This is a genomic window from Proteus sp. FZP2095 (assembly GCF_023701425.1).
GTDB classification, from domain to species: Bacteria; Pseudomonadota; Gammaproteobacteria; order Enterobacterales; family Enterobacteriaceae; genus Proteus; species Proteus cibarius.
In genome coordinates, this window is sequence record NZ_JAMQBJ010000001.1 from 846,381 (window position 1) to 868,187 (window position 21,807).

A 21,807-nucleotide genomic window follows, 5' to 3' on the forward strand; every position below is an offset into this window, starting at 1 on the left:
ATATATTTCTTACTAAATGGTACAAAATGCAAAAGAAAGGTCGCCCTCGCCGTTATGATAGTGATGCTGCACTTGAAAAAATAATGGCATTATTTTGGCGTAAAGGATTTACAGCAACATCTATGGATGACTTAGTCATTGAAACGCAAATGAATAAGCCGAGTCTTTATGCTGCATTTGGCAATAAAGCGGCATTGTATGAAAAAGCGATTGAGCGCTTTAATCATATTGCTTCCACGCGTTATCGGCATGAACTTGAGAAACAATCAGCTCAAGATAAAGTGACAGAAAGAATAAAACGCTATCTGACTTCAGCTATCCATTTTTATACGGATAATGAAGGATTAACAGGCTGTATGGTGCTTTCAACGGCGGTGACTGAAGTTGAAGATCCGGCAATAAGAATGATGTTAAATCAAGTCATTAACGCGCAAACTCAGCAAGTTGAAGATGCCTTACAAGAAGCGTTAGAAGCTGGTGAATTAAAAGAAGGAACGGATGTTCACACTATTGCATTGGGTGTAGTTGCCCTTTTACATTCAATTTCTTTGAGAGCAAGGGCGGGAGCCAGCGTTAATGAATTGATGCCATTTGCTGATATTTCACAAACTCTATTAATACCTTATTTATCAGATAATGACTAAAGTAAAGGCTGTTAATACAGCCATTCTTATTAAGAATAAATGCCATTAAAAAGTAGTGATCCACCAGCAAAAATCAGCATAGCATCTAACAGCCATTGAAAAAGTTTTGGTGTCAGTTTTAATACCAGTTTTTTACCAAGATAATTTCCTACAGTTAAACCACAGCCCACTAATGCACCACTAATTAAGATAAAGCAATTAACCGCACCTAGTTGGCTAAAAGTTAAGGCTTTAGTGAGATAAATAACAAATGAAGCTGCAGCTTCCGTCGCAAGTAATGGTCCTAATGTCAGACCATATGCAGAAAATATAGGAATAGTTAATGGTCCTGTAGAAAATACAACCCCCGTTAAATAGCCAATAACCGCGCCAGCAATAATAACTTGGTAGGTTTTCATTTTAATTTGATGTTTGCGTAATAAATGGATCACAGGGATCATCAATATGAAGAACATTCCCATACCAATATTTAGCCATTTTTCCGGCATTATCCATAATGTGTTAGCGCCAAGAACCACGGCAGGAATACCCGGTAATAGGTAATAAAATAGTGGTTTAAAGCGAATGCTGTGACGCCATAAATAAATACGCGATAAATTTCCCATCACTGAAGCTAACGCCATAATAGGTACAGCTTCTTTAGCACCAAAAATATAGGTCAACGCTGGGATTAATAAAATAGAAGAGCCCGTACCTACAACGCCACTGATCACACCAGAAAATATTGCCAGTAAAATAACCGCGATAAAACTCATTATCATCCTTTAAGTTCAATAAGTTAAAGACGCTGTATCATACCTACCTTCTTTATTTTTACCTGTGATAAAATGTCACGGTATTGTGAGTTTTAATCAGAAAGCCCGATTTATTTATGATGCGTAAACTATAATGAGAAAATTATGATGAGAAATCTTCCTCCATTGCCTTCATTACGTGCTTTCTTAGTTGCTTGCCATAGTCAAAGTTATACAGAAGCCGCACAAACATTGTGTGTCACTCATGGTGCAATTAGTCGTCATATCCAAGTTATAGAAAAATGGTTTGGTGTCACTTTATTTAATAAACAAGGTTTACGTCGAGTACCCACCCCTTATGCATTGACATTGGCGCAAGAACTAAGTGAAGTTTTTGATAAATTAAATGATATTGGTTTTCGGTATGGCAATGGCGGAAAAAACGATATTTTAAATATCAGTGTTCCGACAACACTTTGTTTAAAATGGCTTATTCCCCGAATGGAGGATTTTTATCTTCAATATCCTAATGCAAATATCCAAATTGCCTCTGCAAATAGCGAGCGATTTCATTTGATTAGTCATGATGATCTGATAATTCGTCCTCAACCTCAGCAACAAGAGTATTCATCTGTTGTTTTTTTAGAGGATAAACATTGTTTAATTGCTTCTGAAAAATTCTTAAACCGTTACAGTGTCACTGAGCCTGAAGATGTTTTTGGCTGCCCTGTTATCGATACACTTACTCGTCCCGGACATTGGCAACAATGGTTAAACGCAACTCATCTCAATACGCAGCGATCGTTCTCGCGTCATTATCGCTTTGATCACTTTCATATTTCTCTGCAAGCTATTATTGAAGGATTAGGACTTGGTATTGGCCCTATTTCAATTTTATCGAATGAAATAAATAATGGTATTTTAAAAGTTTTATTTCCAAATATTCAAATTGCACCGATGAGTTATTACGCTTTAACGCCAATAGGTGTACAAAAAACCAAAACACATCTTGATTTTGAACAATGGCTTACCCAACAGAAAAGTTAATTTTACTAATGAAATAAGTGATTATTTTTCATAAAAATAGCGATTCTAATCTTATTAATTACACTTTTTAAAACTAATTGTTAGTTGTTTAAATAAAAATATCTAATGTTATCCTTCTTTTCGTGAACAAGTAAAAACACTAATCGTGCTGTTTTAGTAATTCGCGATCTTCCCCTATGTTATCCAGCAAACCCATTTAAATTCAATTAATTAAAATCAAAAAATAAGTACATTAACTTATAAAAATTATTTTGATTTTAAATAATCTGTTATAAACACTTATTGTTTAACTTAAATTAACGTTCTATGCTGATATTTATATATAAAATTTATTAATTTATTTGCTGACAACGAAGGACGATAAGATGTCTGTAGCTGTGACAAAAAAAGCAATAGAAAAACTAATTAATGGGTATGAGTCTGATCCTTTTGCACTTCTTGGTATGCATGAAACGTCGGCAGGTTTAGAGATTCGTGCTTTTTTACCAGATGCAGTTGCAGTCAGTGTCATTGATAGAAAAAACGGTCGAAATGTAGCAACACTAGAGCGTAAGCATCCTAGTGGTTTTTTCTGTGGCGCTATTCCTCGACGTAAACGTCGTTTTAGTTACTGTTTAGATGTAACGTGGGAAAATGTACAAGGTGTCGTTGATGATCCCTATCAATTTGGCATTTTATTGCAAGAAATGGATATTTGGTTTTTAGCACAAGGCCATCACTCCCGCCCTTACCAATGTTTAGGCGCGCACCCTACAAAACTGGGGGATATTGATGGTATTACTTTTGCTGTATGGGCACCCAACGCAAAAAGTGTAAGCGTTGTAGGCGATTTTTCATTCTGGGATGAAAGACGTTTTCCAATGCGATTACGTCGTGAAAGTGGAATATGGGAGCTTTTCCTTCCACAGGCTCATCTTGGTGATTGCTATAAATATTCTATTCTTGATGCGAATGGTGAACGTCGATTAAAAGCTGATCCTTATGCTTTTGAAACACAAATACGCCCTGAAACTGCGTCAATTATCAATACATTACCCCCAATCAAACCGATGCCACTATCGCGTCAGCAAGCGAATCAACGCAATGCACCTATGTCTATTTATGAAGTTCATCTAGGTTCATGGCGTAGACATACTGACGATCAAAGCTGGTTAAGTTACCGCGAATTAGCTGAACAGTTAATTCCATATGTTAAAGAGATGGGCTTTACTCATATTGAGTTGCTCCCTATTAATGAGCATCCTTTTGATGGCTCATGGGGATATCAACCGTTAGGGTTATATTCACCAACTCGTCGCTTTGGCTCTCCTATGGATTTCCGTGACTTTATTGAAGCGGCGCATCAAGCAGAAATTAAAGTCATATTAGATTGGGTTCCTGGTCATTTCCCTGAGGATGATTACGGTTTACGTAATTTTGATGGCACATCACTCTATGAATATGCAGATAGACGTGAAGGCTTTCATCCTGATTGGAATACTTTGATTTATAACTATGGGCGCAATGAAGTACTGAATTATCTTTCTGGTAATTTATTGTATTGGCATGAGCATTTTGCGCTTGATGGTTTCCGTTTCGATGCTGTTGCTTCAATGCTTTATCGTGATTACAGCCGAAAAGAAGGCGAATGGATCCCCAATAAACATGGCGGACGTGAGAATTTAGAAGCTATTGATTTTATTCGTCATACCAACAAATTACTGGGTACAACCTGCCCAGGAACTATCACAATTGCAGAAGAGTCTACCGATTTTCCAGGTGTAACATTACCGCCTGATGATGGTGGTTTAGGTTTTAATTACAAATGGAATATGGGTTGGATGCATGACACGTTAGCTTATATGCAACGTGATCCTATCTATCGTAAATATCATCACAACCAAATGACCTTTGGCATGCTCTATGCCTATAACGAAAACTTTGTTCTGCCTCTCTCTCACGATGAATTTGTGCATGGTAAAGGTTCGTTAATTGGTCGCATGGTGGGCGATGATTGGCAAAAATTTGCCAATTTACGTGCATATCTTGGCTTTATGTGGGCTTATCCCGGCAAAAAACTACTATTTATGGGATGTGAGTTTGCACAGTGGCGTGAATGGAACCACGACAGTAGCTTAGATTGGCATCTTCTTGAAGAGCCTAATAGTCCGCACCAAGGTGTTCAACACTTTGTCCGAGATTTGAATCTTTCCTATCAAGCTAATGCTCCGCTTTATGAATGTGATTTTGAACGTGAAGGCTTTGAGTGGCTTACCGTTGATGATCACGATAACTCCGTCTTTGCTTTTTGCCGTAAAGACGCACAAGGCAATGAAATTATTGTTATCAGTAACTTCACTCCAGTTGTTCATCACAACTACGTTGTCGGTGTAAATAAAGCCGGTGCTTATCAAGAAATTCTCAACAGTGATTCTGAATTTTATAACGGCAGTAATGTAGGAAATTTAGGTGAAATAGAGACAACCGCAAGTGCATTTAATGGCAAGCCTCACTCTTTGTCATTGTCATTACCCCCACTTGCGACGCTGTATTTAAGATTGAAGGATTAATATGTCTTTAGACTATGGTCGCCCTTTTCCTATGGGCAGTCATTATGATGGCTATGGAGTAAATTTTACACTCTTTAGTGAAAATGCCACTAAAGTCATTCTTTGCCTGTTTGATAAAGCAGGCAAAGAGATCCGATACCCATTACCGGGTAAAACTGGCTCAATTTGGCATGGGTATTTGCCCGGTGCAGGGCCCGGTTTACATTATGGTTATCGTGTAGAAGGTGAATGGGACCCAGAGCAAGGATTGTTCTATCAACCTCAGCAACTATTATTAGATCCTTATGCAAAACAGGTGACGGGTATTGTTGATAATACATTACCTTACACCTCTCCTGTTTTTAATTCATTAGAGCATGATGATAGTGCGATTACACCTAAAGCGGTTATCACAGATGATAGTGGCTGTTTTTGCCATTCTTATAAAGAAAAAGGCACTTATCAGCGTTTAAATACACCGTGGTCAGAAACCATTATTTACGAAGGACATGTAAAAGGACTGACAAAACTGCATCCTGAAATACCTGAGAAATTGCAGGGCACTTATGCGGCATTAGGGCATCCTGCTTTTATTTCACATCTAAAAAAATTGGGTATTACAGCATTAGAATTATTGCCGGTTCAATACCATTTAACAGAGCCACATCTCCATAAAATCGGTTTAAAAAACTATTGGGGTTATAACGTATTAGCACCTTTCGCTTTATCAACTCAATATTATTCTAATTCAGGTCGCAATATTATTGATGAATTTCGAGAAGCCGTAAGATGCCTACATAAAGCCAATATTGAAGTGATTTTAGATGTGGTGTTTAACCATACCGCGGAATTAAGTGATCAATTCGAAGGTTATATTGTTTCGCAGCGTGGTATTGATAACCAAAGCTATTATTGGCTAAACGACGAAAAAAAAGCTCAAAATTGGACGGGTTGTGGTAATACGCTCAACTTAAGTCGCCCAGAAACGGTGCAGTGGGTTATGGATTGCCTGCGTTATTGGGTGACAGAATTTCATATTGATGGTTTTCGTTTTGATTTGGCGACAAGTCTTGGCCGAGTTCCCTATTTTGATACTCAATCACCTCTATTGACGGCTATTCGACAAGATCCGCTATTGTCACGCATTAAACTTATCGCAGAGCCTTGGGACTTAGGCTCTGATGGTTATCAAGTCGGTAATTTTCCTGTTCCATTTACAGAGTGGAATGATAGTTATCGTGATGTTATTCGTCGTTTTTGGTTATGGCGTGATGTTTCTATTGCGACATTTGCAGACAATATTACAGGCTCAGCAAAGCTGTATCACAAAAATGGCAGACCTCCCTATTCTAGCGTCAATATGATAACTAGCCACGACGGCTTTACACTGCGGGATTTAGTGAGTTATCAGAATAAACATAACGAGGAGAATGGAGAATCAAACCTAGATGGACACAACACCAATTACAGTGTGAATTTTGGTGAAGAAGGTTTGATAGTTAACGAAAAGATAAGTCAATACAGATTGCTTGCAACAAGGAACATGCTGGCAACGCTACTGCTTTCTAGAGGAACACCTCATTTACTCGCCGGTGATGAAGTGGGTAATACGCAATATGGTAATAACAACGCTTATTGTCAGGATAATAAAGTCAGTTGGATCAAATGGTTTCAACAGCCTTACAACTTAACTGATTACATTCGCCACCTTATTGAATTACGTCACCAAATTACACCTTTAAGTTCTCTTAAATGGTGGGAAGAAAATAGCCAAGATGTTATTTGGTTAAATCAGAATGCTCAACCTATGAGTTATGAAGATTGGCAACAACTTCCACCCTCACCATTACAACTTATTTTAGCGCAACAATGGATCTTAATGTTTAACCCATTAAGAAATAGCGCCGTTTTTTCTTTACCTGAAGGGTCTTGGTCTTGCTTGCTTGATACGGCTAGCTGGCCTGATTGTTACCCGACACAATCTCAGGATTGTGAAGTACAACCTAACAGTATCACCCTTTGGCGAAATAGCGTTTTTTATACTCAGTCTTCTACTGAAAAATTACCCATTATTTCCTCCCAAGTTAAGTAATTTGATTGGAGTGCTATATCTATGATGACAACAGAACAAGGCCAAAAATTAATGTTGGCACAACAACTTCCTAAAGAGGCAATTGCACTCGTTTTAGCGGGAGGTCGTGGTACACGCTTAAAAGCATTGACTTCAAAACGTGCAAAACCGGCGGTTTTCTTTGGTGGGAAATTTCGAATTATCGACTTTACGCTATCAAACTGTCTTAACTCAGGGATCCGTCGTATTGGTGTAATTACCCAATATCAGTCACACTCCTTAGTTCAACATATTCAGCGCGGTTGGTCATTCTTCAACGAAGATATGAATGAGTTTGTTGATTTATTACCGGCTCAACAACGTCGTAATACCGAACATTGGTATATGGGGACAGCTGATGCTATCTATCAAAACCTCGATATTCTTCGTAGTTACAAAGCAAAATATGTCGTTATTTTAGCTGGCGACCATATTTATAAAATGAACTACGCCCGTTTATTACTTGATCACGTTGAAAATAAATCAAAATTCACCGTGGCTTGTATTCGTGTTCCTAAAGAAGATGCATTCCAATTTGGTATTATGGATATCGATGAAAATCGTCGAGTGCTCAATTTCTTAGAAAAACCATCAAACCCACCTTGTATTCCTGATGATCCTGATCATTCATTAGCAAGCATGGGTATTTATGTGGTTGATAGAGATTATCTCTTTGATTTATTAGAAGAAGATAGCCGTGATCCAAATTCACACCATGACTTTGGTCAAGATATCATTCCGAGAATCACTGAACGTGGCGATGTTCTTGCTCACCCATTTGAACTCTCTTGTGTCAGTTCAGATCCTTCAGTGCCACCGTACTGGCGCGATGTAGGAACCATTGAAGCATATTGGTCTGCTAACCTTGATTTAGCCTCTGTAACACCAGAACTTGATATGTATGCGAAAGACTGGCCAATTCGCACCTTTATGACACCGTTACCACCAGCTAAATTTGTCCAAGATAATCATGGTGAACATGGACAAATGATGAACTCCTTGATTGCTGACGGTTGTATTATCAATGGATCAACACTCTATTCATCTATCCTATTCCCATTAGTTCGCGTTGAATCTTTCTGCCATATCGAAGATTCCGTGATTTTACCTGATGTGACTGTGAGCCATCATTGCTACTTAAAACGCTGCATTATTGAGCGTAGCTGTACTATTCCAGAAGGTACTGTTATTGGGATGAATGCCGAAGAAGATGCGGCACGTTTCCACCGAACTGAAGAAGGTATTGTGCTTGTAACAAGAGAAATGCTTGAGCAACTCGCACTTAATGAAAAAGAAAATCCAACTGAAACAACTGCAGAAAAAAAACCTCAAAATGAGGAGGCATTTTCGTGAATGTCCTTCACTGTTGTTCTGAACTATTCCCTCTGCTAAAAACAGGGGGATTAGCGGATGTTATGGGCTCTTTGCCTTTAGCTCAAAAAAAGATAGGCTTAGATGCGCGGGTTGTTATACCCGCGTTTCCTGCTATCAAAGATAATATTCCCGATCTCAAATTAGTGACTAATATCGATACCTTTGCAGGTAATATTTCTCTGCTTTATGGCCAATACCAAGGTGTTGATATTTATCTTATTGATGCACCTCATCTTTATCAACGCGCTGGTAGTCCTTATCACGACCAACATCAACACCCTTATAGTGATAATGTTTTTCGTTTTGCTTTATTAGGTTGGGTAGCGAGCGAATTATCAGCGGGGTTAGATCCTTTATGGCGAGCTGATGTTGTTCATGCTCATGATTGGCATGCTGGACTTGCTTGTGCTTATTTAGCAGTTAAACATTATTCAGCAAAATCTGTTTTTACTGTTCATAATCTGGCTTATAAAGGTGAATTCTCACCTTATCATCTGCATCAACTTGAATTACCTGATTACAGTTTTTCAATTAATGGACTGGAATATTACGGACAAATTTCATTCCTAAAAGCAGGCCTCTTTTATGCTAACCACATTACGACAGTCAGCCCAACTTATGCCAAAGAGATAACCACTCAAGAATTTGGCTACGGTTTAGAGGGATTATTGCGTCAACGTGCTTATGAACAGCGATTAAGTGGCATCTTAAATGGCGTTGATGAGGCGGTTTGGGATCCTGCAACAGATAGCTTAATTACACGTCGTTATGATATTAAAAACCTGAATAAGCGTTTAGAAAACAAAACCACATTACAGAAAAAATGTGGTTTACCTGTCAACAATACTGCTCCTCTTTTTGCAGCTGTCAGTCGTTTAACTTCGCAAAAAGGGCTCGATTTAGTTATTGAAATACTCCCTGATATCGTTGAACAAGGTGGCCAGTTTGTTTTATTAGGTACTGGCGATAGTCACCTTGAAGCGGCATTTTTACACGCACAACAACAATATCCGCAAAATGTAGCAGTTCATATTGGTTATGACGAAAGTTTTTCACACCAAGTTATCGCCGGTGCTGATGTGATTATGGTACCTAGTCGTTTTGAACCTTGTGGATTAACTCAGTTATATGGCTTGAAATATGGAGCCCTACCTTTAGTGAGACACACGGGCGGATTAGCCGATACGGTTAATGATTGTTCATTAGAAAATTTAGCACATCACCAAGCTACTGGTTTTGTTTTCTATGAAGCAACACCAGACTCTCTGCGTCAGGCTATTAATCGTGCCTTTACTTTATGGAGTATGCCTAAACAGTGGCAACAAGCTCAAACTGATGGCATGAATCAAACTATTTTTAGTTGGGAAACTGCTGCAAAAACGTATGCGGCACTGTATCAACATTTATAGACATGAGGTCTATTTGAGCCAGTGAATAACAAAAAGAGATTTATGATGAAAAATTTATGTGAATTTGATTATTTATCACCTGATAAGGATATTGAATCATTAAAGCGTTCTATTGTTTATAAACTAATGTTTATTGTTGGTACGTCGCCAAAATATGCAACACCAACAGATTGGTTAAATGCAACCTCTTACGCTATTAGAGACCGTTTAGTTGAACGCTGGTTAAAATCAACCAAAGCAGAGCTTTCACCGAAAGTAAAACAAGTTTATTACATTTCGATGGAATTTCTCATGGGACGTTTTTTAACCAATGCCATGCTCTCTTTAGGTGTTTATCACGAAGTTAAAGAGGCATTAAAAGAGTTAGGCCTTGATCTTGAGAAACAAATCGAACTTGAGCCCGATCCTGGTTTAGGTAATGGTGGTTTAGGTCGTTTGGCTGCTTGTTTCCTTGATTCTTGTGCCACATTAGGTTATCCCGTTACAGGTTATGGTATTCGTTATGAATACGGAATGTTCCGCCAGCAAATTCAGAATGGTGAACAACATGAAGTTGCGGATAACTGGCTTGAAAAAGGTAATCCATGGGAATTCCCTCGTCATGATCTGCAATTTGAAGTAGATTTTGGCGGACGTTTACAGCAAGAAGGTGAGAAAAATTATTGGGTTGATACTTTCAACGTAATGGCACAACCTTATGACTCTATTGTTCCGGGTTATAACACACAAGCGACAGATACCATTCGTTTATGGTCAGCTAAATCAAATGTGGCGTTTAACTTAGGTAAATTTAATAAAGGTGAATATTTAGAGGCAACAGAGGCTAAAGATCGCTCTGAAAATATCTCTCGTATTCTTTACCCTGATGATTCAACAACATCAGGTAAAATGTTGCGTTTACAACAAGAATATTTCTTAGTCAGTGCTTCTGTTCAAGATATTTTGCAACGTCATTATCATCTGCATCAACGCTTTGATAATCTAAAAGATTTTATTGCAATTCATCTTAATGATACTCACCCTGTTCTTGCTATCCCTGAACTAATGCGTCAGCTGATTGATAATCATGGATTTAGTTGGGATGAAGCATGGGAACAAACCATTCATATATTCTCATACACCAACCATACATTAATGGGTGAAGCATTAGAGACTTGGCCTGTTGATATGCTTGGTCGCTCGCTTCCTCGCCATTTACAAATCATTTTCCAAATCAATGATAAATTCTTAAAACAAGTTAGAGAACTATTCCCTAACGATAACGACTTATTACGTCGTGTTTCTATTATAGATGAAGAGAATGGCCGAAATGTTCGTATGGCATGGTTAGCGGTTATTATTAGTCATCAGGTTAATGGTGTTTCTGAGCTTCATAGCCAATTAATGGTGCAATCTTTATTTGCTGATTTTGCGATGATCTATCCTAAGAAATTCTGCAATATTACCAATGGGATCACACCACGCCGTTGGTTGGCGTTAGCAAACCCTTCTCTCTCTAAAGCAATTGATAGCCATATTGGTACGAATTGGCGAACCAATTTAGAGCAGTTAGGTGAATTAATGCCATTGGTGAAAGATAAAAATTTCTTGCGCCAATTAAAAGATTCAAAATGGATCAATAAACAAAATCTTGCGCAGATCATTAAGGAAGATTTAAATATTGATATTAACCCTGATGCGCTGTTTGATGTACAAATCAAGCGTATTCATGAATATAAACGCCAACTTCTCAATGTGTTAGGTATTATCACTCGTTATAATCGCATTTTAGAAAATCCAGAGAAAAACTGGGTGCCTCGCGTATTTATTTTTGGGGGTAAGGCAGCATCAGCTTATTATAATGCGAAGAAGATTATCAATCTTATCAACGATATTGCCAGTAAGATTAATAATGATGAGCGTATTAAAGATAAATTAAAAGTGATCTTTATTCCTAACTACGGCGTAAGTTTAGCGCAACACATTATCCCTGCCGCAGATTTATCTGAGCAAATATCATTAGCAGGAACAGAAGCTTCTGGTACAGGGAATATGAAATTTGCCCTAAATGGTGCATTAACTATTGGCACGCTTGATGGTGCTAATATTGAAATTGGTGAGCATGTTGGTTTTGATAATATGTTTATCTTTGGTCACAATGCACAAGAAGTGGCAGAGTTAAGGCAACGTTATTCCCCTCGTCGTTATTACGATGAAGATGTTGAGTTGCATACTGCGCTTAACCAAATCGCTAATGGCTTCTTTAATCCAACTTGCCCTGATAAATACAAATCAATTTTCGATAGCTTAATTGAATTTGGTGATCATTATCAGGTATTAGCCGATTATCGTAGCTATGTCGATACGCAAGATAATGTTGATGTGCTTTATCAAGATGAAGAGGCTTGGTTGAAAAAGTCCGCGTTAAATATCTGCCAAATGGGCTATTTTTCTGCTGATCGTGCGGTAACAGAATATATGCAACGAATTTGGAAAGCTTCTGCGATTACATTGTAAAAATTAAGCTAAATTTCTAAGGATAGAACAGTAACCGCGCTTTATTGCGCGGTTTTTTCTTTTATTGTTTAAGGCTTAAATAAAATTAGATTTTAATACGGTAGGCACAACGTCTTGCGCCTTCTAAAATATATTCAACACGTTGTAGTTCTACCCCTAGTGTTTCAGAAAATAGCTCTTTCTCTGTATTACAAAAACCTTGGCACACTTTAGCTGCTGCACAAATTGGGCAATGATCTTCAATAAAAAGATACTCGTTATCTTTTACTTGCTCCCAATGTGCCATATAGCCCTCTTGGCTACGCAGTGTGGCTAAAATATCTAAACGGTCTGTGAGTTCATCTGAATCTTTTATTGCTTGTGTGTAGCGCTGATAACTCTGTTTCTTTCGTGCTAAAATAATTTTTTCGATAGCACTTTCACCCAATTCTTCACGAATAGTCAGTAAAATCTGAGCGGTTAATTCAGCATGAGTATCAGGAAATTGTTTCTGACCTAATTCGGTTAAATGCCAATATTGAATAGGTCTTCCAACACCTTTTGGTTCGGTTATCGCTTCAACAAATCCTGCGTTAGCAAGTTTTACAAATTGTTGTCTTGCCGCTTCACTACTTGTACCAAGACGTTGCCCAACCTCATTTGCTTGCATAGGCCCATGTTTTTTAATTAAAAATAGAATTTTATCGCCAACAGTACGTTGAGCAGGATAATTATATTCCAAGTTTTTTCTTGACATATTAAGCGTCTCAGTATTTATTTATCCAAGATTTACCTTGGTAATTTAACGAAGCTATGTCGTAATAGCAATAAAAGAAGGATATTTTTTCTAATGCACCCAAATAATAATAGCCAATGGCGTGATCTCTTTTCAGGGCGGAATGGTGCTATTTCCTTTGCCCTCTCTTTTGGTGTTGTGATCCACGCGATTAATATTTTAATGGCAACCACTATTTTGCCTTCTGTTGTAACTGATATTGGTGGAATGGGATTATATGCATGGAATACCACGCTATTTGTAGCCGCTTCAATTATTGGCTCAGTATTGTCTGCTCGCTTACTCAGCTTATTGGGCGCTAAAGGTGCCTATTTAGCCGGTACAGTATTATTTTTTATTGGTAGTTTGTTGTGTGCAATTGCACCTAAAATGGAAGTGATGCTAATTGGTCGATTTGTTCAGGGACTTGGTGGTGGACTTTTATTTGCGCTTTCTTACGCCATGGTAAATATCGTTTACGATCAAGCATTATGGCCAAGAGCAATGGCATTAATTTCAGGTATGTGGGGTGTTGCTACATTAATTGGCCCTGCTATTGGCGGTATTTTTGCTCAATTAGATGCTTGGCGTTATGCCTTTGGTATTATGTTACCTATTATGCTTTTTTATGGCATTTATCTGTGGGTTATCTTACCCAAGAATGACAATGATGCTCCAAAATCAACCTCACAAAGCCTACCTTATCTTCAGTTAATAATTTTAACGGCCGCCGTTTTGCTTATTTCATCTGGTAGTCTTTCTTCCTCACTTACCATTAATTTACTGAGTATCGTGGTTGTGTTTGGTTTAATTGGTGTGCTTATATTTTGTGAGAAACGCCTTACTGTTCGGTTGCTACCCACTAATACGTTTAAAGGTCTCTCTTTACATGCCCTTTTGTATTTAACTATTTCGTTATTAGCCATTGGCATGACTTGTGAGATCTTTGTCCCTTATTATCTACAAAGCTTACATATGCAAACGCCTTTAGCTTCAGGTTATATGAGTGCATTAATGGCATTAGGCTGGACAGTTGCTGAAGTAATTAGCGCAAGTTGGCAAGGTGCTAAAATGCGTTTTAGTATTTTAAGCGGCCCTATTATTGTTTTTATCGGTTTGCTTGTGTTGGCTTTTGTTATTCCAAACCCATTACTGCAATCGGAAAACGTGGTTAGTCTTTTTATTATTTTATTTGCTTTGTTCTTAGTGGGTTATGGCATTGGTTTTGGTTGGCCTCACCTATTAACACGTATATTACAAGCGGCTTCCACGCAAGATAAAGATATTGCAGGTGCCTCTATCACAACTGTACAACTATTTGCAACCGCGTTAGGCTCTGCATTTGCAGGTATGATAGTCAATTTAAATGGCTTTAATAGTGGTACTCCTGAAGGGCTCTCTACTTCTGCATCTGCTCTATTTTTATTTCTAGCATTAGCACCGTTAATGGCGATTTACACTGCATGGAAAATAACGCGTTGTTCTTATTGAATCTTGATTAAATTAGATTAAATAAAGAGGCACTTTAAAGTGCCTCTTTTCATTTTCTTTATTTTTTCACTTCTTTTTCTAAAATAATTCTTACAAATTTTATTCATTTCTAGTATAGAACAAAATGTACTGGTTAATTTTTAAAAGAATTATTGCCTAATGAAATTAATATTAGATATAATATTTACATAATTATAGGTAATAAAATGAGTTTAAAGCCATTAGAAACTAACATACTAAATAAAAAAGAAAATATTACGTCAATTAATAATGATTATAACATCGGTTATCAGACGTTGATGAAAAGTATTGATAGTGCAAAAAATACATCTATAAATTTAAGTAATAAAAAAACATCAATAAGTTTTGATATAAATACCATTAGTAGAGAAATATCAACATCACTACTATTAAGCTTAGTTGAGGAATATCTACACCCTATAGATAAATATAATAGAATAATAATAAGCGATGAGATTATTAAATGGAAAGATCAAGAAAAAATTACATTCCCATCTAGTGTTATCAATAAAAAAATTGATCAATTTTGTATAGAAAATCAATGTGGAATAACTACTAAGGAAAAAAAAGAGATATTTAATGTTATTAGTGAAAAATATAAAATAAACACAGATATTAAGAGTGCACAAAGCTCTATTGTTCAAATGCTTTTAAATGACAATGAAATCACTAAAAAAATAGATTCATTAGAAATATGCAAAGAAGATAATGTTCAAGACCTTAAAAATAAATACCTTAAAAGTAAATACCTTAGAAATAAATACCTTAAAAATAAAAATGAAGAAAATCAAATGAATAGAAATTATTTAATAGCAGAGGCAAAAGGAGCCATCTACAATAAAATGGCTAAAGCCATATATAACACCTTATTCTACAATGATAAACATCATCCCATAAATTTCACTAATCTAGCTAAAGATACGTATGATTTAACTGAAAAAATAATTAAAAATAAAAACTAAGCATCTATTCTTCTTGTTAATGGATTTAAATAAAAAAATATCAATTGAACTATTGATCTAACATTAGACATTATGTATAAATAGATATACATTTTATCTAATTTAAGTGAAATAGGAAACCGTAATGACATCACATCTTACACTACAAAATATTGATGCCCTCTCTTCCCCTGGTGGGCATTACTCTCATGTTGTTACTGCAAATAATATGTCGTTTATTTCTGGACTATTGCCTTTAGATAAACAAGGAAATCCATTGGCAAACAAGCCAGTTGAAGCTCAAATCACACAAGTACTTGAAAATTTAAATACTTGTCTTCTCGGAATAAATGCAAAGAAAACCGATATTGCTCAAGTAAAAGTCTATGTGACTGATATTAATGAATGGCCCGTTGTTAATGAGTTATATGCAAAATGGATTGGCGAACATAGACCCGCAAGATTAGTCGCTGGCGTAAAAGAATTACATTTTGGAAGCAAAATTGAAATTGAAGCCGTGGTGATCAAGGAGCAATCTTATGAATAAGTTGTCTATTCCTACCTATAAAGATGTTGCGGAAGCCCATCAACGCATTCTACCTTATCTTAATAAAACACCTGTTTTAACCTCTCGTACGATTAATGAGCTAACAGGAGCACAGTTTTATTTTAAGTGTGAAAACTTTCAACGAATGGGAGCGTTTAAATTCCGTGGTGCGATGAATGCGTTATCTCAATTTAATGATCAACAACGTAAAAATGGTGTTGTGACTTTCTCATCGGGTAATCATGCTCAGGCAATTGCCTTATCGGCAAAGCTATTAGGTATTCCTGCAACAATTATCATGCCTGAAGATGCACCAAAGGCAAAAATGGAAGCAACAAAAGGCTATGGTGGTCGAGTGATCACGTATAATCGTTATACGGAAGATCGCGAAGAAATTGGGCAACAATTAGCACAAAAAGAAGGCCTAACATTAATTCCACCTTACGATCACCCTCATATTATTGCGGGGCAAGGTACTGCTGCCAAAGAACTGTTCGATGAAGTTGGTGAATTAGATATGCTATTTGTTCCATTAGGTGGTGGTGGATTACTTTCTGGTTCTTTATTATCAACCAAAGCCCTTTCACCTGATTGTAAAGTATTTGGCATTGAACCTTTAGCAGGAAATGACGGACAACAATCATTACGCAAAGGCGAAATCATTCATATTGATACCCCGAAAACAATTGCAGATGGCGCGCAAACTCAGCACCTAGGCAATTATACTTTTGAGATTATTCGCAACAATGTGGACGATATTTTAACTGCAACAGATGAAGAGTTAATTTCAGCTATGCAGTTTTACGCCCAGCGAATGAAAATAATTGTAGAGCCAACGGGTTGTTTAAGTTTAGCGGCTGCTCGTCAATTTGGTGATAAATTAAAAGGTAAAAAAATCGGTATTATTATCAGTGGCGGTAATGTCGATATCGCACAATACGGTCACTTTTTAGCACAATAAACCATTGCGCCTTATGTATGTCCTTATATTAAAAAAGCAGTATAGAAAAGCCTATACTGCTTAAAAGGATCAACATACAACCAATCAACTAAAATAACGGGGACGTTTATTTGATCACTGTTTAATTAAGTGAAAAAGTGATACCTGCTTCTTTACATAGTTGAGTTAGATTTTCTTTTAATTGTTGATTTTCTTCAGATAATAAATCAAGTTGTGGCAAACGCATATGACCACCTTCTAAACCACGCATAGTTAATGCTGATTTAAATATTGCCATATTCGCACCAGACTTAAGTGCATCACTAAATTTCACACAAAATTGTTGCCAATGTTTCGCTTCTTGATAGTTACCTGCAATATAGGCTTTATACATATTCACAAATGGCTCAGGGAACACACAAGCACAACCTGAAACTGTACCATCGCAACCTGCATCTAATAGCCCTAAGAATAATTTATCGTAGCCGTGAAGAACTGAAAACCCCTCTGCAACTGCAAGATAACTTAATGTTGTATTGTTATCAGCAAAACTGTATTTAATACCAATTACATTTTTACACTGTTGTTGTACTTTTGCCGCTAATTCAGGCTTGATATTATTTGCGGCACATTGTGGAATGTTATACAGATAGACAGGGAAATTATCTGGTACGCTGTTTGCCACTGTCACAAAATAGTTTTCTAATTCTCTGTCCGTTGCACCAAAAAATTGTGGTGTCACCACACCAATACCATCAGCACCAATTTCAACAGCATGTTTGGCTAATTCAATGGTTTCATTTAATGTCATTGCACCAACATGAATAAAGACAGGTAAACGTTTATTCGCTGTATCGACAACGGTTTTCGCAACATTTTTACGTTCTAACGCAGATAAACGCAACATCTCACCTGTTGTACCACAAGGATAAAGGCAATCAACGCCCTTGGTTACTAACATTTCAGTTAATGCAGATAACGCTTTAATATCCACTTGATCGTTCAAATCGAACGGAGTAACCATTGCCACTGTAACGCCAAATAATTTTTTCATATAAAGACCTTTATTAAATCAGATTGCTTCAACAATAACTTTAATTGCCAACATACCCGGATCATCTAAACCAATAGATTTTTCTGGGAACATACGAGCTCGACCTAATAAATTAGGTTTTTGGCGGTATTCATCAAGCGTGCTATTGATACTCTGTAATGCGGTTGTTTTTAGTTTATCGATAGCTAAAGTTGTTTTTAGCGCTTCAGATAAATGGTAAAGAATATCGAGTACGGATTTTTGCCCTAATTCCCCTTTTCCTCTCGCCATCATGCTTTGATAGGCAACGGTTAATAGCGGTGAAATGTCAGAGGACGGTATTTCTTGAAGCTGGTTTTCTTTGCAATATTTTGCCATTGCCATAAAAGCCGTTGCTTGCAATGTACCAAAAGAAGAAGCACAGGCTTTTTGTAATGATTTACTGCATTGAAAAAGTGCTTTACTGAGATCATCAGGCCAATCTTGTGAATCGTCGGCAATTTGTCGCCAGCCTTTTTGCATGGTGATCCCTAAATCCCCATCACCTAGGCGGCTATCGGCTTCACAAAGCATAGATTGAGATTGCTCACAAGCGATGGCGATACGCACAACCGCTTGTTTGAGCATTTCAAGTGTAATATTCATCGTTATACTCTCCAGAATGCACAATGAGCTGGTGCATTCATCAAAGCTTCTAGCTCATCATCTAATTTGCACAATGTTAAGCTTGCCCCTGTCATTTCCATAGATGTGGCATAACGACCAACCAATGGATGCACAATAGTCGCACCTGTTTTATTAATCAGTTGTGCAATTTTATTGTACAGAATATAAAGCTCTTCTAATGGCGTTGCGCCTAAAGAGTTAACTAATACAGAGACTTTATCCCCTGTTTTTAATGATAATTCCGTTTGTAGACGCTCAAACATCTCTTGTGCAATATCATCTGCACTACGTAACTTATCACGCCAAATTCCTGGTTCACCGTGAATCCCCATCCCCATTTCCATTTCATCTTCACCAATTTCAAAAGTAGGATGACCTACTGCGGGTAAGGTGCAAGATGTCAACGCACAGCCAATAGTTCGGGTATTTTCCATCGTTTTTTGAGCAATACGCGTAACTTCATCAAGCGTTGCACCTTCTTCTGCTTTGGCGCCTGCCATTTTAAAACCATAGATCATCCCAGCAACACCACGACGTTTGTGCGCTTCTTCTGGTTTTGCTGAAGCCACATCATCAGCGGCTAAAACAGTTGTACAACGAATATCATCTTCAAAATCAACCGTTTCAGTCGCCATATCAAAATTCATAATATCGCCACCGTAATTACCATAAAGTAGCAATACACCTAAGCCATTGTTGGCTTCACGAATGGCATCGGCCATTAAATCTGCTGAAGGCGAAGCAAAAACATCACCTACAGCGGCAGCATCGAGTAACCCTTCACCGACATATCCGGTAAATACAGGTAAGTGACCTGAACCACCGCCAGTTACAATCCCCACTTTGGGCTTATCTGCTTTTTTCGAACGAGTAATCAATCTTGGCTGTGGTTGGCGATAAATATCACTATGAGCAAGGCATAAACCTGCTAATGTTTCATCGACATAATTTTCTGGCTTATTTAATATTTTTTTCATGTGATCACCCGATATTTTTATTTATCTGCTGATTTCTGACACCTTAAGCAAACGGATTTTATTTAAGGTGAGTTTTCCCTGATACTTAAAAAAGTATCTCTCTATGATTAAATTTTTAATAATAAATATGAGTATTAAATAGGTTATTTATTTAGCTTTAAATGCACCTCTAATTTGCATTACTACAATGAGTAGAAATACACTTGCTAATACCATCGAAATAGGTCTGTTAACGAAATTAGTTAAGTCACCATCAGATTTCATTAATGATGAAAGTAAATTCTTTTCTAACATTGGCCCTAAGATCATGCCCAAAATAATCGGTGATATTGGGAATTTTCGTTCTTGAAGGAAATAACCGATAACGCCCATTACCAACATAACAACAATAGAAGACATCGTATTTGTGATTGCGTAAGAGCCGACAAGACTAAATAAGATAATTGCTGGATAGATAATCGCATTATCAATAGCAACAATCTTTTTCAATAAATTGACAACAATAAAAGCAATCGGTAATAAAATTAGGTTAGCGATAAAGAAAATAATAAAAACGGCATACAACTTATCAGGATTGAATAAAAACAGTGTTGGCCCCGGTTGCATATCTTTCATATATAATACACCGATAATAATTGCAGCTGCAGAATCGCCCGGAATACCAAAGACTAAAGATGGGATCCAACTTCCTGCTAAGCTTGCATTATTACTCGCTGAAGCATCAACAATACCTTCCTCAGAGCCATGACCATATTTCTCTGGTTTTTTAGAGAGCTTCTTTGAAACAGCATACGAGATCCATGCCGCAATATCGGCGCCAGCACCTGGTAAAGCACCAATTAATGTGCCTATTATTCCGCTACGGAAAATACCACCTTTACGTTGGCGAACAACGCCACCAACCCCTTTAAAAATATTGTAAGAGTTATTTTCGGCATTCACTTCGTTTAGCGTAATTTGCTTTTCTTTCCAACGTTCAACGTAATATTTAATTGCACCTGAAATTGCAAATAATCCTATCATTGCTGGAATAAAGCTTACTCCTTGCATTAAAGAGACTTCACCAAAAGTAAAGCGAGCTTGTCCGGTAAATTCATCGTAACCAATAGTGGCTAGTGCGATACCAAAGAACAGCGCTAATAAGCTTTTTCGAATATGTGAACCTGAAACTATGGTTGCGCAGCTGAGCCCAATTAAAGAGAGCCACATATATTCATAAGAACTAAATTTTAAAGCAAACTCAGCTAATATTGGCGCTGTGGATGCTAATATAATCGTACCAATAACGCCACCAATCACTGAGCTTGTTAACGACATGCCCAGTACACGGTTTGTTTTGCCCTCTTTCACTAAAGTGTGAGCATCATTGGTATAAGCAGCTGATGCTGGCGTACCCGGAATATTTAATAAGGCGCCAGGAATATCACCCGCAAATATAGAAGAGGCTCCGACAGAAATCATTAAGGCTAATGCAGGTATGGGATCGAGAAAAAAAGTAAATGGCACCATTAATGCGATGGCCATTGTTGATGTTAACCCGGGTATTGCACCAACAAATAAGCCAAATAAACAAGCACCAATAATGACAAGTATTGTTGTGTAATCAATATAAGCAAGGGCGCTAATTAATATATCCATACTGTTGTTCTCTATTTATGAAAATAGCTGAGGTAGCGGTACTAACAGTACAGCGGTAAATAAGTAATACACTCCTAACACCACACTGGCTGAAATAATAAAGCTGTATATAGGTTTTGTTATTGCATATTTCATCATTAACGGTGCTGTAATAATTAAACCTGTTAAAATAAAACCTAGATAATCCGATGCAAAAACATAAAAAAGAATAATACCAATAATTAATAAAACAAATTTGATTTCATGCCATGAAACTAATGGAATATCACTTTCTTGATCACGTGAAAATATATCGATTAACGAAAAGATAATCATGCCACCGCCAATAATAGAAGGCATAAACGCGGCACCATATTCACTAAAGTCACCTAATGAATACGCACTATAAACAATAAGAAATAAACCAAAGCAACAAAATATTAGCGATAGAATATGACGATTTAGCATAGGCATAAAA

18 protein-coding genes are annotated in these 21,807 nt (G+C 37.1%); 11 read left to right on the top strand and 7 right to left on the bottom strand.

The window, feature by feature from the left end; translation table 11 throughout:
- The first annotated feature begins 26 nt into the window (after positions 1-26).
- Positions 27-644, top strand: a complete 618-nt coding sequence (locus NBG71_RS04085; protein WP_075674319.1) for a TetR/AcrR family transcriptional regulator — start codon at positions 27-29, stop codon at positions 642-644.
- 29 nt (positions 645-673) lie between these two features.
- Here NBG71_RS04085 and NBG71_RS04090 read toward each other — a convergent pair whose 3' ends face one another.
- Positions 674-1,399, bottom strand: coding sequence for a sulfite exporter TauE/SafE family protein (locus tag NBG71_RS04090; RefSeq protein ID WP_191902070.1), 726 nt, complete (start codon positions 1,397-1,399; stop codon positions 674-676).
- Between the two features lie 144 nt (positions 1,400-1,543).
- Between NBG71_RS04090 and NBG71_RS04095 the strand changes: the two genes are divergently transcribed.
- The 6 genes from NBG71_RS04095 (at position 1,544) to glgP (ending at position 12,342) form a co-directional block, all read left to right on the top strand.
- Positions 1,544-2,425 carry a LysR substrate-binding domain-containing protein gene (locus NBG71_RS04095; protein ID WP_083629140.1) on the top strand — a complete coding sequence of 294 codons (882 nt, stop codon included), beginning with the start codon at positions 1,544-1,546 and terminating at the stop codon, positions 2,423-2,425.
- Positions 2,426-2,790: 365 nt separating this feature from the next.
- Positions 2,791-4,974: a 1,4-alpha-glucan branching protein GlgB gene (gene glgB, locus NBG71_RS04100; RefSeq protein ID WP_099660410.1), complete on the top strand. Its 2,184-nt coding sequence runs from the start codon at positions 2,791-2,793 to the stop codon at positions 4,972-4,974.
- 1 nt (position 4,975) lies between these two features.
- Entirely contained in the window at positions 4,976-7,045 is a 2,070-nt protein-coding gene (glgX, locus tag NBG71_RS04105; RefSeq protein ID WP_099660409.1) for a glycogen debranching protein GlgX, read from the top strand.
- 21 nt (positions 7,046-7,066) lie between these two features.
- Entirely contained in the window at positions 7,067-8,416 is a 1,350-nt protein-coding gene (gene glgC, locus NBG71_RS04110) for a glucose-1-phosphate adenylyltransferase (RefSeq protein ID WP_075673088.1), read from the top strand.
- On the top strand, positions 8,413-9,846 hold the full coding sequence (gene glgA, locus NBG71_RS04115; protein ID WP_211839024.1) for a glycogen synthase GlgA: 1,434 nt from the start codon (positions 8,413-8,415) through the stop codon (positions 9,844-9,846). The genes glgC and glgA overlap by 4 nt, the downstream gene beginning before the upstream one ends.
- 42 nt (positions 9,847-9,888) lie before the next feature.
- Entirely contained in the window at positions 9,889-12,342 is a 2,454-nt protein-coding gene (gene glgP / locus NBG71_RS04120) for a glycogen/starch/alpha-glucan family phosphorylase (RefSeq protein WP_223672263.1), read from the top strand.
- An 85-nt stretch (positions 12,343-12,427) separates the two neighbouring features.
- On the opposite strand, the gene NBG71_RS04125 is transcribed toward glgP, so the two are convergent.
- The gene (locus NBG71_RS04125) at positions 12,428-13,078 is read right to left on the bottom strand and encodes a helix-turn-helix transcriptional regulator (RefSeq protein ID WP_075673091.1); all 651 of its coding nucleotides are present in this window, start codon (positions 13,076-13,078) and stop codon (positions 12,428-12,430) included.
- A gap of 93 nt (positions 13,079-13,171) precedes the next feature.
- On the opposite strand from NBG71_RS04125, the gene NBG71_RS04130 reads away from it, so the two are divergent.
- From NBG71_RS04130 to NBG71_RS04145, 4 genes are all read left to right on the top strand, one after another.
- Entirely contained in the window at positions 13,172-14,587 is a 1,416-nt protein-coding gene (locus tag NBG71_RS04130) for an MFS transporter (protein ID WP_099660405.1), read from the top strand.
- A 206-nt stretch (positions 14,588-14,793) separates the two neighbouring features.
- Positions 14,794-15,570 carry a type III secrection system effector, WxxxE family gene (locus tag NBG71_RS04135; RefSeq protein ID WP_164530498.1) on the top strand — a complete coding sequence of 259 codons (777 nt, stop codon included), beginning with the start codon at positions 14,794-14,796 and terminating at the stop codon, positions 15,568-15,570.
- A 124-nt stretch (positions 15,571-15,694) separates the two neighbouring features.
- Positions 15,695-16,096, top strand: coding sequence for a RidA family protein (locus NBG71_RS04140; protein ID WP_075673094.1), 402 nt, complete (start codon positions 15,695-15,697; stop codon positions 16,094-16,096).
- Positions 16,089-17,057: a threo-3-hydroxy-L-aspartate ammonia-lyase gene (locus NBG71_RS04145; protein ID WP_075673095.1), complete on the top strand. Its 969-nt coding sequence runs from the start codon at positions 16,089-16,091 to the stop codon at positions 17,055-17,057. The genes NBG71_RS04140 and NBG71_RS04145 overlap by 8 nt, the downstream gene beginning before the upstream one ends.
- 121 nt (positions 17,058-17,178) lie before the next feature.
- On the opposite strand, the gene NBG71_RS04150 is transcribed toward NBG71_RS04145, so the two are convergent.
- From NBG71_RS04150 to NBG71_RS04170, 5 genes are all read right to left on the bottom strand, one after another.
- Complete coding sequence (locus NBG71_RS04150) at positions 17,179-18,090, bottom strand: dihydrodipicolinate synthase family protein (RefSeq protein WP_075673096.1); 912 nt, start codon at positions 18,088-18,090, stop codon at positions 17,179-17,181.
- An 18-nt stretch (positions 18,091-18,108) separates the two neighbouring features.
- Positions 18,109-18,714, bottom strand: coding sequence for a dihydroxyacetone kinase subunit L (locus NBG71_RS04155; protein ID WP_075673097.1), 606 nt, complete (start codon positions 18,712-18,714; stop codon positions 18,109-18,111).
- 2 nt (positions 18,715-18,716) lie between these two features.
- Positions 18,717-19,712, bottom strand: coding sequence for a dihydroxyacetone kinase subunit DhaK (locus tag NBG71_RS04160; RefSeq protein WP_075673098.1), 996 nt, complete (start codon positions 19,710-19,712; stop codon positions 18,717-18,719).
- Between the two features lie 147 nt (positions 19,713-19,859).
- Entirely contained in the window at positions 19,860-21,350 is a 1,491-nt protein-coding gene (locus tag NBG71_RS04165; protein ID WP_075673099.1) for a tripartite tricarboxylate transporter permease, read from the bottom strand.
- A 15-nt stretch (positions 21,351-21,365) separates the two neighbouring features.
- Positions 21,366-21,803: a tripartite tricarboxylate transporter TctB family protein gene (locus NBG71_RS04170; protein ID WP_075673100.1), complete on the bottom strand. Its 438-nt coding sequence runs from the start codon at positions 21,801-21,803 to the stop codon at positions 21,366-21,368.
- Between the last annotated feature and the right edge of the window lie 4 nt (positions 21,804-21,807).

What these genes read in the sequence shown, in the direction of transcription:
- NBG71_RS04140 (WP_075673094.1), top strand. Translation starts at nt 15,695, where the DNA reads ATGACATCACATCTTACACTACAAAATATTGATGCCCTCTCTTCCCCT.
- NBG71_RS04095 (WP_083629140.1), top strand. Translation starts at nt 1,544, where the DNA reads ATGATGAGAAATCTTCCTCCATTGCCTTCATTACGTGCTTTCTTAGTT.
- NBG71_RS04085 (WP_075674319.1), top strand. Translation starts at nt 27, where the DNA reads ATGCAAAAGAAAGGTCGCCCTCGCCGTTATGATAGTGATGCTGCACTT.
- NBG71_RS04155 (WP_075673097.1), bottom strand. Translation starts at nt 18,714, where the DNA reads ATGAATATTACACTTGAAATGCTCAAACAAGCGGTTGTGCGTATCGCC.
- NBG71_RS04125 (WP_075673091.1), bottom strand. Translation starts at nt 13,078, where the DNA reads ATGTCAAGAAAAAACTTGGAATATAATTATCCTGCTCAACGTACTGTT.
- NBG71_RS04165 (WP_075673099.1), bottom strand. Translation starts at nt 21,350, where the DNA reads ATGGATATATTAATTAGCGCCCTTGCTTATATTGATTACACAACAATA.
- NBG71_RS04130 (WP_099660405.1), top strand. Translation starts at nt 13,172, where the DNA reads ATGCACCCAAATAATAATAGCCAATGGCGTGATCTCTTTTCAGGGCGG.
- NBG71_RS04135 (WP_164530498.1), top strand. Translation starts at nt 14,794, where the DNA reads ATGAGTTTAAAGCCATTAGAAACTAACATACTAAATAAAAAAGAAAAT.
- glgB (WP_099660410.1), top strand. Translation starts at nt 2,791, where the DNA reads ATGTCTGTAGCTGTGACAAAAAAAGCAATAGAAAAACTAATTAATGGG.
- glgP (WP_223672263.1), top strand. Translation starts at nt 9,889, where the DNA reads ATGATGAAAAATTTATGTGAATTTGATTATTTATCACCTGATAAGGAT.
- glgC (WP_075673088.1), top strand. Translation starts at nt 7,067, where the DNA reads ATGATGACAACAGAACAAGGCCAAAAATTAATGTTGGCACAACAACTT.
- NBG71_RS04170 (WP_075673100.1), bottom strand. Translation starts at nt 21,803, where the DNA reads ATGCCTATGCTAAATCGTCATATTCTATCGCTAATATTTTGTTGCTTT.
- NBG71_RS04145 (WP_075673095.1), top strand. Translation starts at nt 16,089, where the DNA reads ATGAATAAGTTGTCTATTCCTACCTATAAAGATGTTGCGGAAGCCCAT.
- glgX (WP_099660409.1), top strand. Translation starts at nt 4,976, where the DNA reads ATGTCTTTAGACTATGGTCGCCCTTTTCCTATGGGCAGTCATTATGAT.
- NBG71_RS04150 (WP_075673096.1), bottom strand. Translation starts at nt 18,090, where the DNA reads ATGAAAAAATTATTTGGCGTTACAGTGGCAATGGTTACTCCGTTCGAT.
- NBG71_RS04090 (WP_191902070.1), bottom strand. Translation starts at nt 1,399, where the DNA reads ATGAGTTTTATCGCGGTTATTTTACTGGCAATATTTTCTGGTGTGATC.
- NBG71_RS04160 (WP_075673098.1), bottom strand. Translation starts at nt 19,712, where the DNA reads ATGAAAAAAATATTAAATAAGCCAGAAAATTATGTCGATGAAACATTA.